Here is a 17,508-nt window from a genome sequence, read left to right on the forward strand (position 1 = left end):
TCTCCCGTACAAAGGAGGGGAGGCGCGTCTGCGCGTGAAAGGCGGAGGCGCATGCCCCGCCCCTCCATGCCCAGAATAATGTCAACGATAGCAGTTGCTTAGATAAGAGGCGTGGCAGTTGCTGCCGAATGAACGGCAATCCTTCCACAGCCTGGCATGGGGCGACGCGATCTTTGCCGTCACGAGGGCGCCATGACGGCCCACATCGCGCTCATCAAGACTTCGCCGTCATAGGGCTTCCTGACAACCGGGATGTCGCTGAACACCGCTGGAATCATCGCGCTGTCCGCATAGCCTGTGGCGAAAACGAAGGGTATGCCGCGACGGCTCAGTTCCTCGGCAACCGCCATCGAGGTTTCGTCTCCCAAGTTGACGTCCAGAACGGCCACGTCTGGCGTGAGATTGCGCAACCTGATCAGGGCCTCGGCTGACGAGCCGGTGATCACCACGTTCGTGACGCCGTGCGTGTCCAGGATGTTCTCCACATCCATCGCGATCAGCATCTGGTCTTCGACGACGAGGACTTCGAGATCTGACATAAAGCCTGCGCGTTTCGGCCTGTCTCCGTCTCGGGGGACAATCGCGCCGGACGTCGAGCCGCTTTCATGGGCTTTCCTCACGTGTCGTGCCGGGAGCACGAACTCGGCCTGCAAGCCTTTCGGATCGTATGAGACCGCGCTCCGACCGCCAAGATCATAGGGGATGCTGCGGTTGATCAGGGCGGTACCAAAGCCACGACGGCTCGGCGGCTTTACCTCTGGACCACCGCGTTCGCTCCAGGAGAGGGTGAAATCACCTGCCCGGTCGAGCGACCAGCAAATCAAGAGCCTTCCCTTAGCTGACGACAGACTCCCGTATTTTGCGGCATTGGTTGCCAGTTCGTGCAGCACCAGAGCCATGACGGAGAACGAACGATTGTCCAGCCATACCGCTGGTCCCTCAAGAGTAACTTCTGCGGAATGCCGCTGATAGGGCGTTAGCTCAGCCGTAATAAGGTCAAGCAGCATGCCACCGTCGTTGCTGCGCACGATCTGGTCATGGGCGAAGGCCAACGCCTGGATACGCCCCTTCAGGGTCAGCACATAGTCGGCGAGATTCACGCCATCTGCCGATGGGTGGCTCACGATGGACTTGATAACCGCGAGGATGTTCTTGACGCGGTGATTGAGCTCCTCGTTGAGCATGCGCTGGCGGACATCAGCCTTGTTGCGCTCTTCCGCCATCATCTCGTTGTGGCGCAGCACCACCTCGACAGTGGCGATGCGAGCTGCCTCCGCGATTTCCCTGTCTGCCTCCGTCCAGGGTTGCGACTGGTGCCTGACGGTTTCCTTCCATATCGCGAAACTGCGGCGGGGTGTCAGGCGATCACCGAGGGGCCCGGATGCGTACAATTTCTCAGGGTTACCTGCCCATTCGAGTGTCTGCACGAACTCCTTCCGGAAGAAGAAAAGGTAGTCGCGCGGCGTTTGCGAGAGCGGGATAGCGAGAAGGCCGGAGGCGATCTCCTCATAGTCCGCCGCGGAGGGAAGGCGTTGCGGCAGAGTGTGGGTGGCCCAGACTTTTCCCTCCGCGACATCGCCGACAAATTTGGTGATCTCCGGCAGCGCATCGAGGGGTGGGGTCGTGCCGTAGCTGTTCCAGGTTCCGTTCATCCAAAGGCCGACGCCATTGCACGGCATCAGCCGCATGAAATCCGGCAGGTTGTCGCGCAGGAGGCTCTCGATGTCCGCGTAGTGGGAGGCGGCCTGCAAGAAGCGATCGAGCGCATCTCGCGCGGTAGTTGCCGTCTCGAGCTTGCGTTTTTGCTTCAGCACATGCAGGTGCAGGGAAAAAAATTCCCCGAACATCTCGGCGGAAACCCGCTGCGCCATTGGCAGAACACGGGGCGTGTAGTGGTGACAGGCAATAAGACCCCAAAGCTTTCCGTCTATGATGACCGAAATGGACATCGAGGCGGCAACGCCCATGTTGCGCAGATACTCGCAGTGGACAGGCGAGACGCTGCGCAGGTGCGCGTAAGACAGGTCGAGCGGTTCGCCGGATGCGTCGAGTTCCGGCACGATGGGCACGCGCAAGCCACTCGCGTCGGAAATGATGCGAATTGTATTGCGCAGATAGAGCTCGCGTGCCTGCTTGGGGATGTCGCCGGCTGGAAAATACTGTCCCAGAAAACTTTCGAGATCCGACCGCTTTGCTTCGCTGACGACCTTGCCGGCACCGTCCTGCTCGAAGCGATAGATCATCACCCGATCGTAGCCCAACAACGCGCGGACCAGTTTGGATGTCTTGTCGATCAGCTTGTCGACTTCAGTTACGTCGCTGATGCGACTGATGAGCTGACGCGCAAGCTCAAGCGGTGAAGCAACCGTCTGCCTCGGCTCAAATTCAATGACGACCGTGGCCTTGTGGCGGTGAATGGCAACATCGAAGCGGCGTTCATCCGCTAGGGCAATGTCAAAAAGAAGGGACGGTCGAGCCGCTCCGCTCGATGTGGTCAAGGCATTGCGCAGGGCGTGCGTGGCTTGGGAGCCGAGAACGCTATCCAGAGGAGCGTTATTCAAGTCGGAATCAGACAGCCCCAGCATCTCGGGAGCGTTTGCCGAGTGCCGTAACACGACGGCCGCGTTGACGTCACAGGCAAGTAGGCAACCATGCGGCTGGATGCTGCCCGGTATATGGATTGGCTCCCGGTCACAGTTGGTCAGGTCGACCGAAGAGCTCCGATGGGCCATTGTCCGTTTAAACGGCATCGGCAAGTCGTCCCCGGCGCATGTCATCGGTGCCGGTGGGCGCCGTTTCACTGAAGGCTCGTTCCGCAGCGCCGAAGACAGCCCGTGCAGCCCCTATTGTCGCTTCCATATCGATAGGATTGACCTGATCCAGGAGCGCCGTGAAGGCGCGCCAATCGTTGAGCCCGCGAGCTTGTACGGAGAGATGCCGGGCGCCTCTGTTTTCACTTAATCCGATTGCATCAGCGCGCTTGTACAGGATTTGGGCTCCGAGATTGGACCCAATAATAACGTACAACGTCCCCAGAAGCTCCGCCTCGCTCGAGATTTTCGCTGACGCGGCTGCCGGCTCATCGGCGTGCAGACCCAGATCGCGCAGATCCTGTCGAAGAAAGCTTCCGATCATCCGGGGGCGCCAGGAGCCCCAGGCTTCCGGCCAGGCCGTCAGGTCCAGGCGGCGCTCGATCGGCAGCCTGAACTTTGCCATTCCCTGAATATACCTGATATAGTCTTCCAGTCGCTCGAACGAGCCAACTTGCGTGTCCACGCGTGCGTGAGCGAGACGGGTCTGCTCCCGTAAAGTGAACCGCCGCGTTGCTTGAGACATCTCGCTTCTTTCTGCTCGTCACCGCATCTGATGTCACAATGGGCTTTTGTCAACATCGCCGTCACCTGTGAAGGTGACGATCCGGACATTCGAACGCATGGGGGTAAAAAAGACGCAGCGGCTAAGGATTCGGAAGCTTAGCCTTGGCTTTTTTTAAGGTGCGTGACGCAAAATGTTGTATGTTGCGAAGCCAGGTTGGTCGTGTTCGGCTCCAGCGTTTTGATCCTGACTTCGCTCTCGCAGTAGTATCTGTCTGTGGAACATCCCAATGCATTGCAATATCTGTGGCGGCACAGCGTTCCTCGACATGCCGAAGCGGCCTCTCGCGCGCTGCGCCGCTTGCGGCTCACTGGAGCGCACCCGCAAGGCTGCCTTGCATATAAAGGCGCTAGGCCTCGCTGAAGGCGCGCATATCCTGCATTTCGCGCCGGAGCGCGGGCTCGCAAAGCTATTGCAGGAGATAGGCCGCGAAAACTATCGCGCCGTCGATATCGCGCCGGATGCCTATGCCGACGTCGGCGTGCCGGTCGGTGCCTTTGATCTCTGCCGCGATGGCTTTCACCTCAAATCCGACAGCTTCGATCTCATCGTGCACAACCATGTGCTCGAACATATCGCCTGCAACTACACCGTCGTGCTGACCCAGCTCACCCGGTCGCTCAAACCCGACGGGGTGATGCTCTTCTCGGTCCCCATCGTCGGAGACGACTACTGGGAGGAGATCACCCGGCCGGAAACGATCAATCCGCAGCGATTCGGCGATTATGGCCATCGTCGACATTTCGGGCGCGCCTTCATCGCCGAAACGCTCGGGATGCTCTTCCACATGGACAGCGCCTATGACGCCACCCGCAATTTTCCAGCCGATGTGTTGCGCGACGCCAATATCCCGGAACGGCTGTGGCATGGGTTCGGCGGAAGCAGTATTTTCGCAGTACGGCGCGGGGACTTACGGATCTGACGCCGCCCCAGGGCAAGCGGGAGCCTGGCTATTCTTGGGGCCGGTCACAATCGCGAGATGACGAAAAGTTCATCTTCCTGACATCCTGAGGTAATGGGGTGTAACGGCACCATGCTGGTCTCTGGATCGGCGGTTGGCCGCGGTGTTGAGCGGGTTTAATGCTTGGGGCGTGTGCACCGGATGGCGCCATTCGCCAACCAGTGCGGCAGGAATGCCGGTCTTGGACTGGGACGACTGCGCGGGCTCCACTTTGGCAGGCTTCCGTCCTCGAAATGCTCTCTGTGGCGGAGAAGCAGGGTATGGCAAGCGAACGGGACAGGCGGCTGGCGGTATTTGGAGCCAATCGCTTCGGGCTTGGCGTCGGAGCGGATGGTCTTGACGCGATTGCCGATGACATCCGCGAGAGATTGCGCGCAGAAGTCCGTGCGGGGTTGAGCGCTGGCCCCGTGTTGCCGCCGGGCGGCGGTGGGCTTCAGACAAGCGGCGCCTTGTTCCGTGCCTGGCGCGAGCAGGAGGATTTCCTCCGCATCGCGCGCATGCCGGTGCGTCCTGATCCGGCCCGGCCGCCGACACCTGAGCCCGGCACTCCCGGGCTGAGGGTGGGCGGTATGGAGCCCAACAAGCCGGTGGGGCCGTTGCGGGTGCCCGGCAGCACCATCCCGCAAACGACTTTCCTGACTGAAGCGTCTGTGCGCATGGGCTACGGACTGGAGCCCGCGATCGGGTTTGTCGAGCGGCTGGCGCTATTCTGGTCCAACCACTTCGCCGTGGCGACGTCGAAGGGCGGACAAGTCAAGACACTGGCTGGCGCCTTCGAGCGCGAGGCCATTCGTCCCTATGTGCTCGGCCGCTTTTCCGACATGCTGCTGGCGGTGGAAACCCATCCCGCCATGCTCATGTATCTCGACAATCAGCAGTCCGTCGGCCCCCAGTCGCAGGCTGGGAAGAAGCAGGGCAAGGGGCTCAACGAGAACCTGGCACGGGAGATCCTTGAGCTCCACACGCTCGGCGTTGGCTCCGGCTACAGCCAAGCCGACGTGACAAGCCTGGCGCGCGCTATCACCGGCTGGTCAGTCGCTTACAACGATTCACCCAATCGCGTGCAGGGCCGCTTCATCTTCAGCGCCTATCAGCACGAGCCGGGGGACCACACTGTACTCGGTACGAGCTACCGTGCCGGCGGGGCGGTCCAAGGGCAGATGGCGCTGCTCGATCTTGCCCGTCACCCAGCCACCGCGCGCCACATCGCCCGCAAGCTCGCGCGTCATTTCACGGCTGATGCGCCGGATCCCAAGCTGGTGCGCCGGCTGGAGCGGTCGTTCATCGACACCGATGGCGACCTCGCGGCTGTGTCCCTCACTCTCATCGAAGCGCCGGAGGCTTGGAGCGAGGACATGCGCAAGCCGCGCCTTCCGTATGAATTCCTGATCGCGGGCCTTCGTGCCACAGGCCGTTCGGGCGTCCACGCGCCGAGGGAGATCAGTCCGCTCCTGTCGGCCCTCAATGCCATGGGGCAGGGGTTGTGGGACCCGTCGGGGCCGAATGGCTTTCCCGACACGACAGACGCGTGGATCTCCCCCGAGGGGATGACATCACGGCTCGAGACGGCGGCCATGCTGGGGCGGCAGGCGCCGGGAACGCGCAACCCCAATGATGTGCTCGCCGGCGTGCTCGGGCCGCTCGCGTCCCAGGCGACGCGCGTCGCGGTCTCCCGGGCCGACAGCCGCGCCCAAGGCCTTGCCCTGTTGTTCATGGCGCCTGAGTTCCAATGGCGCTGACTTCGTCGATGGCGTGTCGACGCCGTTTTCTCCGGAAGGATCTGCGATGAGCGAGATCTGCGAAACCATCACTCCGTCGCGCCGCGCCATTCTGGGCACGGCAGGGGCTTTGTTCGGCTGGTCCTTCATGCCGCGCTTCGCGTATGCCGCTGGTGGGCGCGACGTGCGTTTCATCTGCATCGTGCTGCGGGGCGCGATGGATGGCCTCGCCGCGGTGGCGCCGATCGGCGATCCGGATTACGCGGGCCTCCATGGCGACCTCGCCCTTGAACGGGGCGGGCCGAACCCCGCGATCCCGCTCGACGGCTTCTTCGCGCTCCATCCGGCGATGCCGCATTTCGCGCGGCTTTACGGAAAAGGCCAGGCTGCGGTCGTCCATGCCGTGGCGACTGCCTATCGCGACCGCTCACATTTCGACGGGCAGGACGTGCTGGAAAGCGGGCAGGCGGGTGTCGGACGTACCGACAGTGGCTGGCTCAACCGGCTCGTCGCGGCTCTGCCTGAGGGCGAGGCGGTGGCACGTCGTGGCTGCCTTGGCGTCGGCGCGGTGGCGCCACTCGTCGTCCGGGGCGCGGCCCCCGTGCTCGGCTGGGCGCCGCCGAGCCTGCCGCCCGCGGGTGACGATCTTGCCCGGCGGCTGATGGACCTTTACGGACAGACCGATCCGGTGCTCGCGCAGGCGCTTATGCGCGGTGTCGACACTGAGAGGCTGGCGCTCGCCAGCCTTGGTCCGACCGGCAAGATGGGAGGGCGGCGCGGCGGCCCCGACACCCCGCAGGGCATGCGGCAGATCGCCGAGGGGGCGGCGCGGCTCCTGGCGGCGGACGATGGCCCTCGTATCGCAGCGATGGCTTTCGAAGGGTGGGATACCCATGCCCGCGAGGGCGGAGCGACAGGCCGGCTTGCGCAACTCCTCGGTGGGCTCGATGGTGCTATCGCGGCGCTTGAGACCGGGCTTGGCCAGCGCTGGTCCGACACCGTGGTGATGGTCGTGACGGAATTCGGTCGCACGGCGCGGATCAACGGCACGGAGGGGACGGACCACGGCACGGGGACGGTTTCCTTCCTTGCCGGAGGCGCGATCAAGGGCGGCCGGGTGATCGCCGATTGGCCGGGACTGAAGGATTCCGAGCTTTACGAAGGTCGTGACCTCCTCGCAACCACGGACCTGCGCGCGGTCACGAAGGGCCTGCTCATTGATCTCTTCGGTGTCTCGGCTACGGTCCTCGCCCGGGACGTCTTCCCCGAAAGCGGGCTGGTGAAGCCCATGTCAGGCTTGATATCGTGACGATGTGCTGAAAGTCGCTCGTGACGCCAGCACGACGTTGCCCGGCATCATGCGTCGTGGCAATACCTGCGATGCGGTCGGCGGTGCCGCCATTTTTCCTCCTGCCGTCGCGGGGTGTACTCATGCCGACGGCGTTGCTCATCGAAAGCCTTGGCGCCCTCGCTGCAGCGTTGACCACGTTGTGCTGGTTGCCCCAGGCCATCCGGATCGTCCGTACCCGCGATACGCGCGCCCTCTCGCTCTTCACGCAGGTTGCTTTCGCCAGCGGCGTTTTTTTGTGGCTGGTGTACGGGCTGCTCGTAGGGAGCTGGCCGCTCATCGCCGCTAATCTCGTGACGCTATTGCTCATGCTTATTATCATCAGCATGAAACTGCGCTTCGGATAGACCGCTCTGGGTCTCCGTCGTGATGGTCTTTGCTTAACAGTCCATTTACCATGCACGCGCTGCGCCGAACGACATGCGCCGGCGGTCTTGCATCGGTGATCGCTCTGTGTTGCACTGCAGCATCGGCAAACGGCTGGTCGCTGCGGCGATCCCTTGGCAGGTGCGTAGGCGCACCTGAGCCGGTCTGCACTGCTGCTAGATGCCAAATAGATCTGAATTTGCCCCGCTTCTGCCGGGGCGAGTGCACGAGGCCGCGCGGCTGCGAGGAGGATAGCCCGCGTCCCTGGCGTGAGTGATGTGAGAGGTTTTGACCAGCCATGCGACCACTTAGCGCTCCAAACCGATCGCGCACCGCGGTTGTGGTATTGAGTGTCTTGACCGGTTTGGGCGCGGCCGGAGTTGCGAGTGGAGCCCTCGCGCAAACCGCTGCGGGACCAACGCAAGACGAGGGGCGGACGCCCGACGCGCATGCCGAGGGGCGCACGCCGGAGCGCTTGTCGTCGCTCGATCTGGCCACGTTCAAAGGCATCACCATCGAGGATTTTGAACTCCCGTCCCAGTGCTTCGCGTCGGAGGGGGACCTCAGCGGCGCCGCTGCTCGTGCTGACGAGGGGCATGCCGAAAACGAGAATGACTTTTTCGATCCGGGGCAGCTCGCTGACATTCAACTGCCCAATCTCGCGGGCTTGACACCTTACCGTTTGCCCGCCGGACAGCGTGCTCTGCGCCCGGAATGGCGCGTGGCGCCGATTGCACGCGGAGTGACGACAAGGCGTTCTGCTGGCGTGATTGCGCTTCCCGGCGTCCCTCAGCCGTCGGAACGGGCGCTGGGCATGTCGGTGGGTGCCGGCGGCAATGTGAGTTTCTCCACGGAAGTCGCCACCGATGGCGGTTCGTGGCGGCAAGCGGATGCGCGCTGGGGATGGACGCTGAAGAGACAGGCGGCCGAGAGCGCCCGCGGCTTTGTGTGGTCCGGCTCGACGACCGGGCGCGTAGATATGCAAGGCGGACGTAATCAGGAAATGGATCTGCGTCTCGGCTATCGCCGCGGGTCGAGCGATGGTGATTGGCTGCTGACGCCCCAGGTCTCGGTATCATCCTCCTATCAGCCAACCAGCAGCGACCGGTGGGGGGCCACGACGGTCAAGCCGGGCGTGACCGCCACCGCTCGTGTTTTTGGCACCGACGAGGATTGGGTGAGCGCGAAAGTCGATACCCGCCTTGGCTATTCCATTCCGGTAGCGGCGAATGCCACCGGGCAACTCGACGCCTCAGCTATGCTGCGGCTGACATTCAGGGGGCTTCAGTAGTCTCGGGAACCAGGGTGGCTATATGCACGACGGAAGCGTAGCCAGGGCTCGGCAAAGCTCTATTGTGAGCGCCTCGGTCTCACTCATTCGAGCGCTCTATGCCCCAGTTGTTCGCTCAGCCCTCTATGGCTGCTCTCCTGCCCATCGTCCTTCTCCTGCTATCCAACGTATTCATGACCGTCGCGTGGTACGGTCACCTCAACTACAAATCAGCTCCCTTGTGGGCGGTGATTCTGGTGAGCTGGGGCATTGCCTTCTTCGAATATTGCCTAGCCGTCCCGGCGAACCGCTTCGGCTCGGCGGTCTATTCCGCCGCCCAGCTCAAGACGATCCAGGAAGTCATCACGCTGGTTGTTTTTGCGGGATTTTCGGTCACGGTTCTCAAGCAGCCGCTGACCATCAACCACGGTATCGGCTTCGCGCTGATCGCGCTCGGCGCCTCTTTCATCTTCAAGAGCCCGCCGGGATGATTCTCAAAAGGCGCCCATTGCTCTCGTCGGTCAGAATATAAAGAAGCCCGTCCGGCCCTTGGCGCACGTCGCGTATACGCGCGCCGAGGTCCGTGAGAAGGCGTTCCTCGCGAATCACACGATCGCCCTGAAGCTGGAGCCTGACCAACATCTGGCCAGCGAGCGCCCCGGTGAAGAGGCTGTTTTGCCAGCCGGGATAACGATCCCCGGTGTAGAACACCATGCCAGAAGGCGCGATCGACGGATCCCAATAGAAGACCGGCTGCTCCATGCCCTTCTGAGCGCTGCCGACACCAATCTTGGCGCCGCTATAGTGAGTGCCGAAGCCTATCACGGGCCAGCCGTAGTTGGCGCCTTTCTTCGAGATATTGATCTCATCGCCGCCACGCGCGCCGTGCTCGATTGTCCAGAGAACGTTGGTGCGAGGATTGATGGCTGCCGACTGCGGGTTGCGATGGCCGTATGTCCAGATCTCCGGCTTCGCGCCGCTGCGGCTCACGAAGGGATTGTCGCGCGGAACGCTGCCGTCGCGATTGATTCGCACGACCTTGCCGAGATGGTTGTCGAGATCCTGCGCTTTGTCCCGCAGGTCGAAGCGCTCCCCCAGGGTCACGAAGAGCGTGCCATCCGGGGCGAAGGCGAGACGGGAGCCGAAGTGGTTGTTCCCGGAATAGCCAGGCTCTTGCCGAAAGATCACCTCAACGTCACTCAGACGCGAGGCCTCCTGGTCCAGCTTGCCGCGGGCAACAGCCGTTCCGCCGAGCCCGCCTTCGCGCGGCTCGGCGTAGGTGAGATAGATCAAGCGATTGGTATTGAAATCCGGGTCGAGCGCCACGTCGAGAAGGCCCCCCTGGCCGCGCGCCCTCACGTCCGGAATTCCTGCGACCGTACCTGCTTCTCCCCTCCCGACCAACCGCAAGCGCCCGCCGCGCTCAGTGACGAGCATGCGGCCGTCCGGCAAGAACGCCAGGCTCCAAGGATGATCGAGCCCGCGCGCGACGGTTTCGAGGGTAAGGCGTCCAAGCTGCTGACGTTCCGGCGTAGCCTGAGCTACCGCCGGCACGATGGACAGGAAAGCCGTGCCAAGGAAGGTCAATCCCCACAGGATCATCCGCATCAGATCTCTCCCCGCTCGGACGGTCGAGGCTTCGGCCGCCCATGCATCCGCCATGCCATGACCTTCGCATACAGGGCATAAAGGAGAAGATCTATTCAAAGATCCCAGCTGTTCATGTGCCTGGGATCAATATTTTGCGAGTGGTTGTGGGAATGGATGCGCCGAAGTTCAGGAGATGCTCTTCATTCGGCGCTTGTTTTATTGATGTCAGGATACGCGCGTTACCGCCCCTTCAGGCCCCCGCACTGTATTCGTCGACGCGATATGATTGATTGCCGTTACGGCGATCGTCGCAACGGTCAGCACGACGACCAGCATCAACGACATCTTGAACTGCCGGGCTACTTCGACGCGGGACATGCTGCCAGCCGCGTTGTTGGACTTACGAATATCCGACATTCGGATAGGATCACTAAGACGCATGATGAGCTCCCCTGAGCCCGTGTGAGACTGACCAGACATTAGATCCATCCGCAACCAATTGTCGTGCGATGGCACACAATGGCAGATGCCGTTTAGCCTGGCTTCCGGAAGTGAACGGCGGGGTTAATGGAAAGTTCCCGGAATCGTCGCCGTGCTGCTTGCAATAGCTTGCGCGGAAGCCCTCGGCGGACTAGTGTCCGGCGCCTTTTCACGCATCTTTGAAGGAGTGCAGGTCCATGGCCTTTCTTGCCGATGCTCTGTCGCGCATCAAGCCGTCCGCTACGATCATGCTGACGCAGAAAGCCCGCGACCTGAAAGCGACCGGACGCGACGTGATTTCACTGTCCGTCGGCGAGCCGGATTTCGATACGCCTGACAATATCAAGGAAGCGGCAATCTCCGCCATCCGGCGCGGCGAGACGAAGTATACGCCCGTTCCGGGAATTCTGCCGCTCCGGGAAGCGATCACGCGCAAGTTCAAGCGCGAAAATGAGCTCGACTACAAGCCTTCCCAGGTGATCGTGGGCACCGGCGGTAAACACGTCATCTACAACGCTTTCCTCGCTACGCTGAATGCAGGCGATGAGGTCGTCATTCCGGCCCCGTACTGGGTGAGCTATCCGGAGATCGTGGTGCTCTGCGGCGGCACGCCCGTGCCGGTGCTTACGACGATCGACAATAACTTCAAGCTGCAGGCTGCAGATCTTGAGCGAGCGCTGACGCCGAAGACCAAGTGGGTGCTACTGAACTCGCCCTCCAATCCCTCGGGTGCGGCCTATTCCTATGAAGAAATGAAGGCGATCACCGACGTGCTCGTCCGTCATCCCCATGTCTGGGTCCTGACCGACGACATGTACGAGCATCTTGTCTACGGCGATTTCAAGTTCGTGACCCCCGCGCAAGTCGAGCCTTCCCTCTACGAGCGCACGCTGACCATGAACGGCGTGTCGAAAGCCTATGCGATGACCGGCTGGCGTATCGGCTATGCCGCCGGGCCGGAGCATCTCATCAGGGCCATGGACATGGTGCAGGGCCAGCAGACATCGGGTGCCTGCTCGATCGCCCAATGGGCGGCTGTTGAGGCGCTGGACGGGCCGCAGGATCACCTCGGCGTGTTCCGCAAAGCCTTCGAGGAGCGACGCGCGCTGGTTGTATCCATGCTCAACCAGGCCCGCGGGCTCAGCTGCCCGACACCGGAAGGTGCCTTCTATGTCTATCCGTCCTGTGCGCCACTGATCGGCAAGACCGCGCCTTCGGGCAAGGTCATCGAGACGGACGAGGATTTCGTGATGGAACTGCTCGCGACGGAGGGCGTCGCCGCGGTGCATGGGTCGTCCTTCGGGCTCGGGCCGAACCTGCGCATCAGCTACGCGACCTCGATCGACAAGCTCGAGGACGCCTGCTCGCGCATTCAGCGCTTCTGCGCCGAGCTGCGCTGAGAACTTTGAGCAGCCGGCGTGGAACTCCCGGCTGCCCCGCTCGTTGTCAGACGTTTGGGCGGCGTAGAAGGCACTCTTCAAAACTGCACTTCGCAAAACTGACCTCGGCAAAAACCGGCCTCGGCAAAATTGTACTTGGCAAAAATTGTACTTAGCGAGAACTGCGCTCGGCAGGAGGGGCTTATGGGATTGGGTAGCGTCGCAAGAAAGACATTCGTACGGGCCCTCGGTATGGCGTTCGTCGGTGCAGTAGTGGCGTCCGCGCCGGTGTTTACGACTGTGGCCGAAGCCCAGAGCGGCGGCAATGTCCGCGTCGGCCGGCTCACTTGCTCCGTTTCCGGCGGGGCGGGTTTCATCATCACGTCCTCAAAGGCGTTGAGCTGCGTGTTCCGGGGTACGGGCGGGCGGCGTGACCATTACGCTGGCACGATCCGCAAGTTCGGCCTCGATATCGGCGCCACCACCGGCGGCACCTTGATCTGGGACGTGTACTCCACCGGAAACCGAACGACGCGCGGGATGCTGGCCGGGACCTATGCGGGCGTTTCGGGTGAGGCTACTGTCGTTGGCGGAGTGGGCGCCAATGTGCTCGTTGGCGGGTCCCGCCGTTCAATCAGCCTGCAGCCCCTTTCGATTCAAGGCCAGCAGGGCTTCAATCTCGCCTTGGGCGTCGCTGACCTTCAGCTTCATAGCGTCCGCTGATTTCGGAAAGCAGGGCCTGCGTCGTCCTAGAGGTGGGCGGGCGCTGCCATTCCTATCCGATGTGCCGCTCCAACGCGGCGCTTGATTCTCGCGCTCGTTAGCGAGACGATCGTCGTTCTGGGCCGTCAAGAGCCCGCGAGAATGGCGATCCTATTGGGCGCTTTTCCGCACCTTGGACACATTCTCACACCCATGCGCGTCCGGCGTGATGCGGGCGCGCGGGTACCAGGCACGACTGCGGGGGCATTGCGGTCCCCGGCAGGGATTGGGCTGGAGAGGAGAATGCCATGGGAGCTCAAGGCGGGAGAGTATCCGCTGGGCCACGATGCGTTGCCATCGTAGGTCCCCAGCAAAGTGGTAAGACAACGTTGTTGGAGGCGCTGCTGGCACGGGCCGGGGCGCTCGATCGTCAGGGCCGCGTTGCCGATGGCAACACGGTGGGTGACGCCAGTCCGGAAGCCCGCGCTCATTTGATGAGCGTCGAAGCCAATATCGCTTCGCTGGAATTCCTGGGCGAGAGCTATACGTTCATCGATTGCCCAGGATCTCTCGAATTCCGCCATGACATGTGTGCGGTGCTGCCCGCCTGCGACGCGGCGATCGTCGTCTGCGAGGCGGATGTCCGCAAACTGCATGCTCTTGAGGTGGTGTTAAGGGAACTAGAGGAGGCGGGCATTCCGCGCCTCATCTTCCTCAACAAAGTTGATACATCGTCGATGGAGGTGCGGGATGCTCTCGGCTTGCTGCAGGCGGCATCGCGTACGCCGCTGCTGATGCGTCAGATTCCGATCTGGAATGACGGCATTGCGGTCGGCTTCATCGATCTCGCCCTGGAGCGCGCCTTCATCTATCGCGAGCATGCGGCGAGCGAGGTTGTTGACCTGCCGGAAACCGAGCTGTCCGCCGAGAAGGAGGCACGCTTCTCAATGCTCGAGAAGCTTGCGGACTATGACGACACGCTGATGGAGGCGCTGCTCGACGAGATCGAGCCACCGCGCGACCGCGTTTTCGATGATCTGGCGCGCGAGTTGCGGGAGCAGCATGTCGTGCCTGTGCTCATCGGCGCGAGCGAGCGCGGCAACGGCGTCACGCGTTTGCTCAAGGCGTTGCGGCACGAGGTGCCAGGCGTCGAAGCGGTCGCCAAACGTCTTGGCGTCGGGCCGGATGGGCCCGCGCTTGCCCAGGTGATGAAGACCACGCATCTGGCGCAAGGCGGCAAGCTTTCGCTCGTGCGGGTGCTGCGCGGAAGTTTGGCGGAAGGGGATACGGTAACGGGCTCGGGCGGCAACGAGGCCCGCATTGCCGGCATTCTACGCCAGAACGGCGGGGCAACCACCCGATTGCCGACCGCAGGCCTCGGGGACACCGTGGCCCTGGCACGGCTTGAAGGTATTGCGACGGGGGAAACGCTTGGCGCGGGGCGGATAGCGCCGGAGCCTCTCGTGAGCATCGCGGCGCCGCAGCCGGTCTATGCCTGTGCGCTGGTGACGACCGACCGCAAGGACGATGTGCGCTTGTCGGCGGCGCTCGCCAAGCTCATGGAAGACGATCCGTCGCTTGTCGTGGAGCAGCGGCCTGAGCTTGGAGAGCTGCGGCTGGCCGGGCAGGGCGAGATGCATCTGCGGGTCGCGCTCGAACGTCTCGCTAATCGCTATGGCGTGCAGGTTGCCGTGCGCAAGCCGCAGGTCGCCTATCGCGAGACCATTCGGAACACAGCCTCCGCGCGGGGACGACACAAGAAGCAGTCGGGCGGTCACGGCCAGTATGGCGACGTGGTCATCGACATCGCGCCGCTCAATCGCGGCGAAGGCATGATATTCGCGGATATGATCAGCGGCGGCGTCATCCCCCGCCAGTATATCTCGTCCGTGGAAGCGGGTGTGCGTGAGGCGACAGGCAAAGGACCGCTCGGCTTTCCCGTGGTCGATGTCGAGGTCACCCTCAAGGATGGCTCCTACCATACGGTCGATTCCTCAGACATGGCTTTTCGAGCCGCCGCCCGTCTCGCGATCGCCGACGCCCTGCCCAAGGCCAATCCGGTTCTCCTTGAGCCCGTGCTCGGCGTTGAGCTCGCGGTGCCGTCCGAGGTCATGGTGAAGATCACCGGCCTGATCTCGGCGCGCCGGGGTCAGATCCTGGGATACGACAAGCGGCCGGGCTGGGACGGATGGGATATGGTGAAGGCCCATATTCCGGAAGCGGAGATCGGCGACATGATCATTGAGCTGCGCTCCGCCACGCAGGGGGTCGGGACCTTCTCCTCAAGCTTCGACCATTTTGCGGAACTCACAGGCAAGGCCGCCGAGATCGTGGCGCAGCAGGCCGCCCATGCCTGATACAGGCGTTACGGCTTGAGCGGCTGATCTCATGAAGCGCCCGGATACCGAAAGGCCTTCGGGCGCCAACTCTTGGTCAATCATCACAGAGGATGATGTCCCTCGATGTTGCAACGGCGATTGCGCTCTGGCTTTGGCGGGTTAGTCTATCGCCCGGCTCGGCATGCGCCGCGCAAGAACAAGAGCGGAAAGGCAAGGGATGGCGCGCGAGGAGAGGGCAGGCGAGTTACGTCTCGCCGCGAATGAGAGGTCGCCCTGGTTCTCTGCCTATCCAGCCTCCGTCCCTCATGCGATAGAGCCGCAGGGCACGCTGGCTGATCTGTTCAGCAAGGCGATCGGTCAGTTCGACAATCGCCCGGCCTTCAAGAGCTTCGGCTCGACGTTGAGCTATCGGGCCCTGGGGCAAGCGGCGGACAAGGTGACCGCCTGGCTGCAGGCGCAGGGTTTCGTGAAGGGCGACCGGATCGCCATCATGATGCCGAACGTTCTCGCCTTCCCGGCGGTGATGATTGGCGCCATCCGGGGCGGCTACACCGTTGTCAACGTCAATCCGCTCTACACCGCGACCGAGCTGACCCATCAACTCAAGGACGCGGGCGCGCGCGCATTGTTCGTCCTGGAGAATTTTGCTCACACGGTCGAGATGGCGCGCCCGGACCTTGCGCTGGACGCCATTGTCATCGTGGCGCCCGGAGATCTCATGGGGTGGAAGGGCCACCTCATCAATGCGGTGTCGCGCCGTGTAAAGCGAGCCGTGCCGCCTTTTGCCTTGCCGGGACACCACAAGTTCAGCGCCATCATGGCGGGCTCCGGCCGGCACGCATCACCTGTCGCCTTGACCGGTGAGGACGTGGCTTTTCTCCAGTATACGGGCGGGACCACGGGGACGCCGAAGGGCGCGATGCTCACCCACCGCAACATCGTCGCCAATGTCGCCCAGATCCGCGCCTGGGTGGGGGCCTGGGTGCCGGATGACATGGAAGGCCAGGTGATGGTGACGGCATTGCCGCTTTATCACATCTTCTCGCTGACAGCCTGTTGTATCAGCCGCTTCGTCTGTGGCGCCTGCTCGCTTCTGATCGCCAACCCGCGTGACATAGCGGGCCTCGTGAAGACCCTCAAGAAAGAGCGCTTTACGATGCTCTGTGGTGTGAACACCTTGTTCAATGCCATTCTGAACCATCCCGGAGCGAAGGAGATCGACTTCTCGCGGCTTGCGTTCTGCGTGTCAGGAGGCATGGCAACCCAGGCGGCCGTTGCAGAGCGTTGGAAGGAGTTGACCGGCCAGCCGATCATCGAGGGCTATGGTCTCTCGGAGACGTCGCCTGTGGTGTCCGTGAATCGGCTCGACATCGAGGCCTTCACGGGCACGATCGGCTATCCCCTGCCGTCGACCGATGTGGTTATTCGCGCGCCCGGGGCTAGCGACAACCTGCCGATCGGCGATGTCGGCGAACTCTGCGTGCGCGGCCCGCAGGTGATGGCCGGCTACTGGCGGCACCCCGACGCGACCGCTGCGGTGATGACGGCGGATGGCTTTTTCCGGACCGGCGACCTGGCGGTCATGGAAACGGACGGCGCTTTGCGGATCGTCGATCGCATCAAGGATATGGTGATCGTCTCGGGCTTCAACGTCTATCCTACCGAGGTGGAGGATGTGCTGGTGCGGCATCCGAAGGTGCTGGAGGCGGCTGTGATCGGGCTGCCGGATCCCCAGTCCGGCGAGATGGTTGCGGCGTACATCGTGCGGAGGGATCCAAGCCTCACCGAAGAAGAGATCCGGACCTTCGCGCGGCAGTCGCTCACAGCTTACAAGATGCCGCGGCAAATCACCTTCTGCGACAGCCTGCCGAAGTCCAACGTCGGCAAGGTGCTGCGCCGGGTCCTGCGGGAGGCCGTTCTGGACGGGCATTCCCCGGCATCAAGCACCTGAACGTGATTTGCGCTTCGCCTGCGGGAAGC

The 17,508-nt window shown here is 62.7% G+C and carries 14 protein-coding genes; 10 read left to right on the plus strand and 4 right to left on the minus strand.

Going from position 1 to position 17,508, the window contains the following annotated elements; genetic code table 11:
- Nucleotides 1–179: 179 nt before the first annotated feature.
- The gene (locus tag KIO76_RS11060; protein ID WP_213323321.1) at nucleotides 180–2,732 is read right to left on the minus strand and encodes an HWE histidine kinase domain-containing protein; all 2,553 of its coding nucleotides are present in this window, start codon (nucleotides 2,730–2,732) and stop codon (nucleotides 180–182) included.
- 7 nt (nucleotides 2,733–2,739) lie between these two features.
- On the minus strand, nucleotides 2,740–3,216 hold the full coding sequence (locus KIO76_RS11065) for a biliverdin-producing heme oxygenase (RefSeq protein WP_213323322.1): 477 nt from the start codon (nucleotides 3,214–3,216) through the stop codon (nucleotides 2,740–2,742).
- Nucleotides 3,217–3,604: 388 nt separating this feature from the next.
- Here KIO76_RS11065 and KIO76_RS11070 point away from each other — a divergent pair, with 388 nt between their 5' ends.
- The 6 genes from KIO76_RS11070 (at nucleotide 3,605) to KIO76_RS11095 (ending at nucleotide 9,529) form a co-directional block, all read left to right on the plus strand.
- Nucleotides 3,605–4,297 carry a methyltransferase domain-containing protein gene (locus tag KIO76_RS11070; RefSeq protein WP_213323323.1) on the plus strand — a complete coding sequence of 231 codons (693 nt, stop codon included), beginning with the start codon at nucleotides 3,605–3,607 and terminating at the stop codon, nucleotides 4,295–4,297.
- A 299-nt stretch (nucleotides 4,298–4,596) separates the two neighbouring features.
- Entirely contained in the window at nucleotides 4,597–6,075 is a 1,479-nt protein-coding gene (locus KIO76_RS11075; RefSeq protein WP_213323324.1) for a DUF1800 domain-containing protein, read from the plus strand.
- A gap of 46 nt (nucleotides 6,076–6,121) precedes the next feature.
- Nucleotides 6,122–7,363, plus strand: a complete 1,242-nt coding sequence (locus KIO76_RS11080; RefSeq protein WP_213323325.1) for a DUF1501 domain-containing protein — start codon at nucleotides 6,122–6,124, stop codon at nucleotides 7,361–7,363.
- Between the two features lie 122 nt (nucleotides 7,364–7,485).
- Entirely contained in the window at nucleotides 7,486–7,749 is a 264-nt protein-coding gene (locus tag KIO76_RS11085; RefSeq protein ID WP_213323326.1) for a SemiSWEET family sugar transporter, read from the plus strand.
- Nucleotides 7,750–8,114: 365 nt separating this feature from the next.
- On the plus strand, nucleotides 8,115–9,059 hold the full coding sequence (locus tag KIO76_RS11090) for a hypothetical protein (RefSeq protein ID WP_213323327.1): 945 nt from the start codon (nucleotides 8,115–8,117) through the stop codon (nucleotides 9,057–9,059).
- Between the two features lie 98 nt (nucleotides 9,060–9,157).
- Complete coding sequence (locus KIO76_RS11095; RefSeq protein WP_213323328.1) at nucleotides 9,158–9,529, plus strand: DMT family protein; 372 nt, start codon at nucleotides 9,158–9,160, stop codon at nucleotides 9,527–9,529.
- Here KIO76_RS11095 and KIO76_RS11100 read toward each other — a convergent pair.
- Nucleotides 9,510–10,646 (minus strand): PQQ-dependent sugar dehydrogenase, encoded by a 1,137-nt coding sequence (locus tag KIO76_RS11100; protein WP_213323329.1) that lies wholly within the window; start codon nucleotides 10,644–10,646, stop codon nucleotides 9,510–9,512. The two genes, KIO76_RS11095 and KIO76_RS11100, sit on opposite strands and share 20 nt — an antisense overlap.
- Before the next feature lie 207 nt (nucleotides 10,647–10,853).
- On the minus strand, nucleotides 10,854–11,069 hold the full coding sequence (locus tag KIO76_RS11105; RefSeq protein ID WP_213323330.1) for a hypothetical protein: 216 nt from the start codon (nucleotides 11,067–11,069) through the stop codon (nucleotides 10,854–10,856).
- A 236-nt stretch (nucleotides 11,070–11,305) separates the two neighbouring features.
- Between KIO76_RS11105 and KIO76_RS11110 the strand changes: the two genes are divergently transcribed.
- From KIO76_RS11110 to KIO76_RS11125, 4 genes are all read left to right on the plus strand, one after another.
- Nucleotides 11,306–12,508, plus strand: a complete 1,203-nt coding sequence (locus KIO76_RS11110; protein ID WP_213323331.1) for a pyridoxal phosphate-dependent aminotransferase — start codon at nucleotides 11,306–11,308, stop codon at nucleotides 12,506–12,508.
- Between the two features lie 183 nt (nucleotides 12,509–12,691).
- Nucleotides 12,692–13,210: a DUF992 domain-containing protein gene (locus tag KIO76_RS11115; RefSeq protein WP_249729572.1), complete on the plus strand. Its 519-nt coding sequence runs from the start codon at nucleotides 12,692–12,694 to the stop codon at nucleotides 13,208–13,210.
- Nucleotides 13,211–13,497: 287 nt separating this feature from the next.
- Nucleotides 13,498–15,546: an elongation factor G gene (locus tag KIO76_RS11120; protein ID WP_213323332.1), complete on the plus strand. Its 2,049-nt coding sequence runs from the start codon at nucleotides 13,498–13,500 to the stop codon at nucleotides 15,544–15,546.
- A gap of 199 nt (nucleotides 15,547–15,745) precedes the next feature.
- Nucleotides 15,746–17,479, plus strand: a complete 1,734-nt coding sequence (locus KIO76_RS11125) for an AMP-binding protein (RefSeq protein ID WP_213323333.1) — start codon at nucleotides 15,746–15,748, stop codon at nucleotides 17,477–17,479.
- Nucleotides 17,480–17,508: the final 29 nt, after the last annotated feature.

Origin of the sequence: Chelatococcus sp. YT9 (assembly GCF_018398315.1) — a bacterium.
Classification (GTDB): domain Bacteria; phylum Pseudomonadota; class Alphaproteobacteria; order Rhizobiales; family Beijerinckiaceae; genus Chelatococcus.

What these genes read in the sequence shown, in the direction of transcription:
- KIO76_RS11075 (WP_213323324.1), top strand. Translation starts at nt 4,597, where the DNA reads ATGGCAAGCGAACGGGACAGGCGGCTGGCGGTATTTGGAGCCAATCGC.
- KIO76_RS11100 (WP_213323329.1), bottom strand. Translation starts at nt 10,646, where the DNA reads ATGCGGATGATCCTGTGGGGATTGACCTTCCTTGGCACGGCTTTCCTG.
- KIO76_RS11085 (WP_213323326.1), top strand. Translation starts at nt 7,486, where the DNA reads ATGCCGACGGCGTTGCTCATCGAAAGCCTTGGCGCCCTCGCTGCAGCG.
- KIO76_RS11070 (WP_213323323.1), top strand. Translation starts at nt 3,605, where the DNA reads ATGCATTGCAATATCTGTGGCGGCACAGCGTTCCTCGACATGCCGAAG.
- KIO76_RS11105 (WP_213323330.1), bottom strand. Translation starts at nt 11,069, where the DNA reads ATGCGTCTTAGTGATCCTATCCGAATGTCGGATATTCGTAAGTCCAAC.
- KIO76_RS11095 (WP_213323328.1), top strand. Translation starts at nt 9,158, where the DNA reads ATGCCCCAGTTGTTCGCTCAGCCCTCTATGGCTGCTCTCCTGCCCATC.
- KIO76_RS11125 (WP_213323333.1), top strand. Translation starts at nt 15,746, where the DNA reads ATGGCGCGCGAGGAGAGGGCAGGCGAGTTACGTCTCGCCGCGAATGAG.
- KIO76_RS11115 (WP_249729572.1), top strand. Translation starts at nt 12,692, where the DNA reads ATGGGATTGGGTAGCGTCGCAAGAAAGACATTCGTACGGGCCCTCGGT.
- KIO76_RS11065 (WP_213323322.1), bottom strand. Translation starts at nt 3,216, where the DNA reads ATGGCAAAGTTCAGGCTGCCGATCGAGCGCCGCCTGGACCTGACGGCC.
- KIO76_RS11110 (WP_213323331.1), top strand. Translation starts at nt 11,306, where the DNA reads ATGGCCTTTCTTGCCGATGCTCTGTCGCGCATCAAGCCGTCCGCTACG.
- KIO76_RS11120 (WP_213323332.1), top strand. Translation starts at nt 13,498, where the DNA reads ATGGGAGCTCAAGGCGGGAGAGTATCCGCTGGGCCACGATGCGTTGCC.
- KIO76_RS11080 (WP_213323325.1), top strand. Translation starts at nt 6,122, where the DNA reads ATGAGCGAGATCTGCGAAACCATCACTCCGTCGCGCCGCGCCATTCTG.
- KIO76_RS11060 (WP_213323321.1), bottom strand. Translation starts at nt 2,732, where the DNA reads ATGGCCCATCGGAGCTCTTCGGTCGACCTGACCAACTGTGACCGGGAG.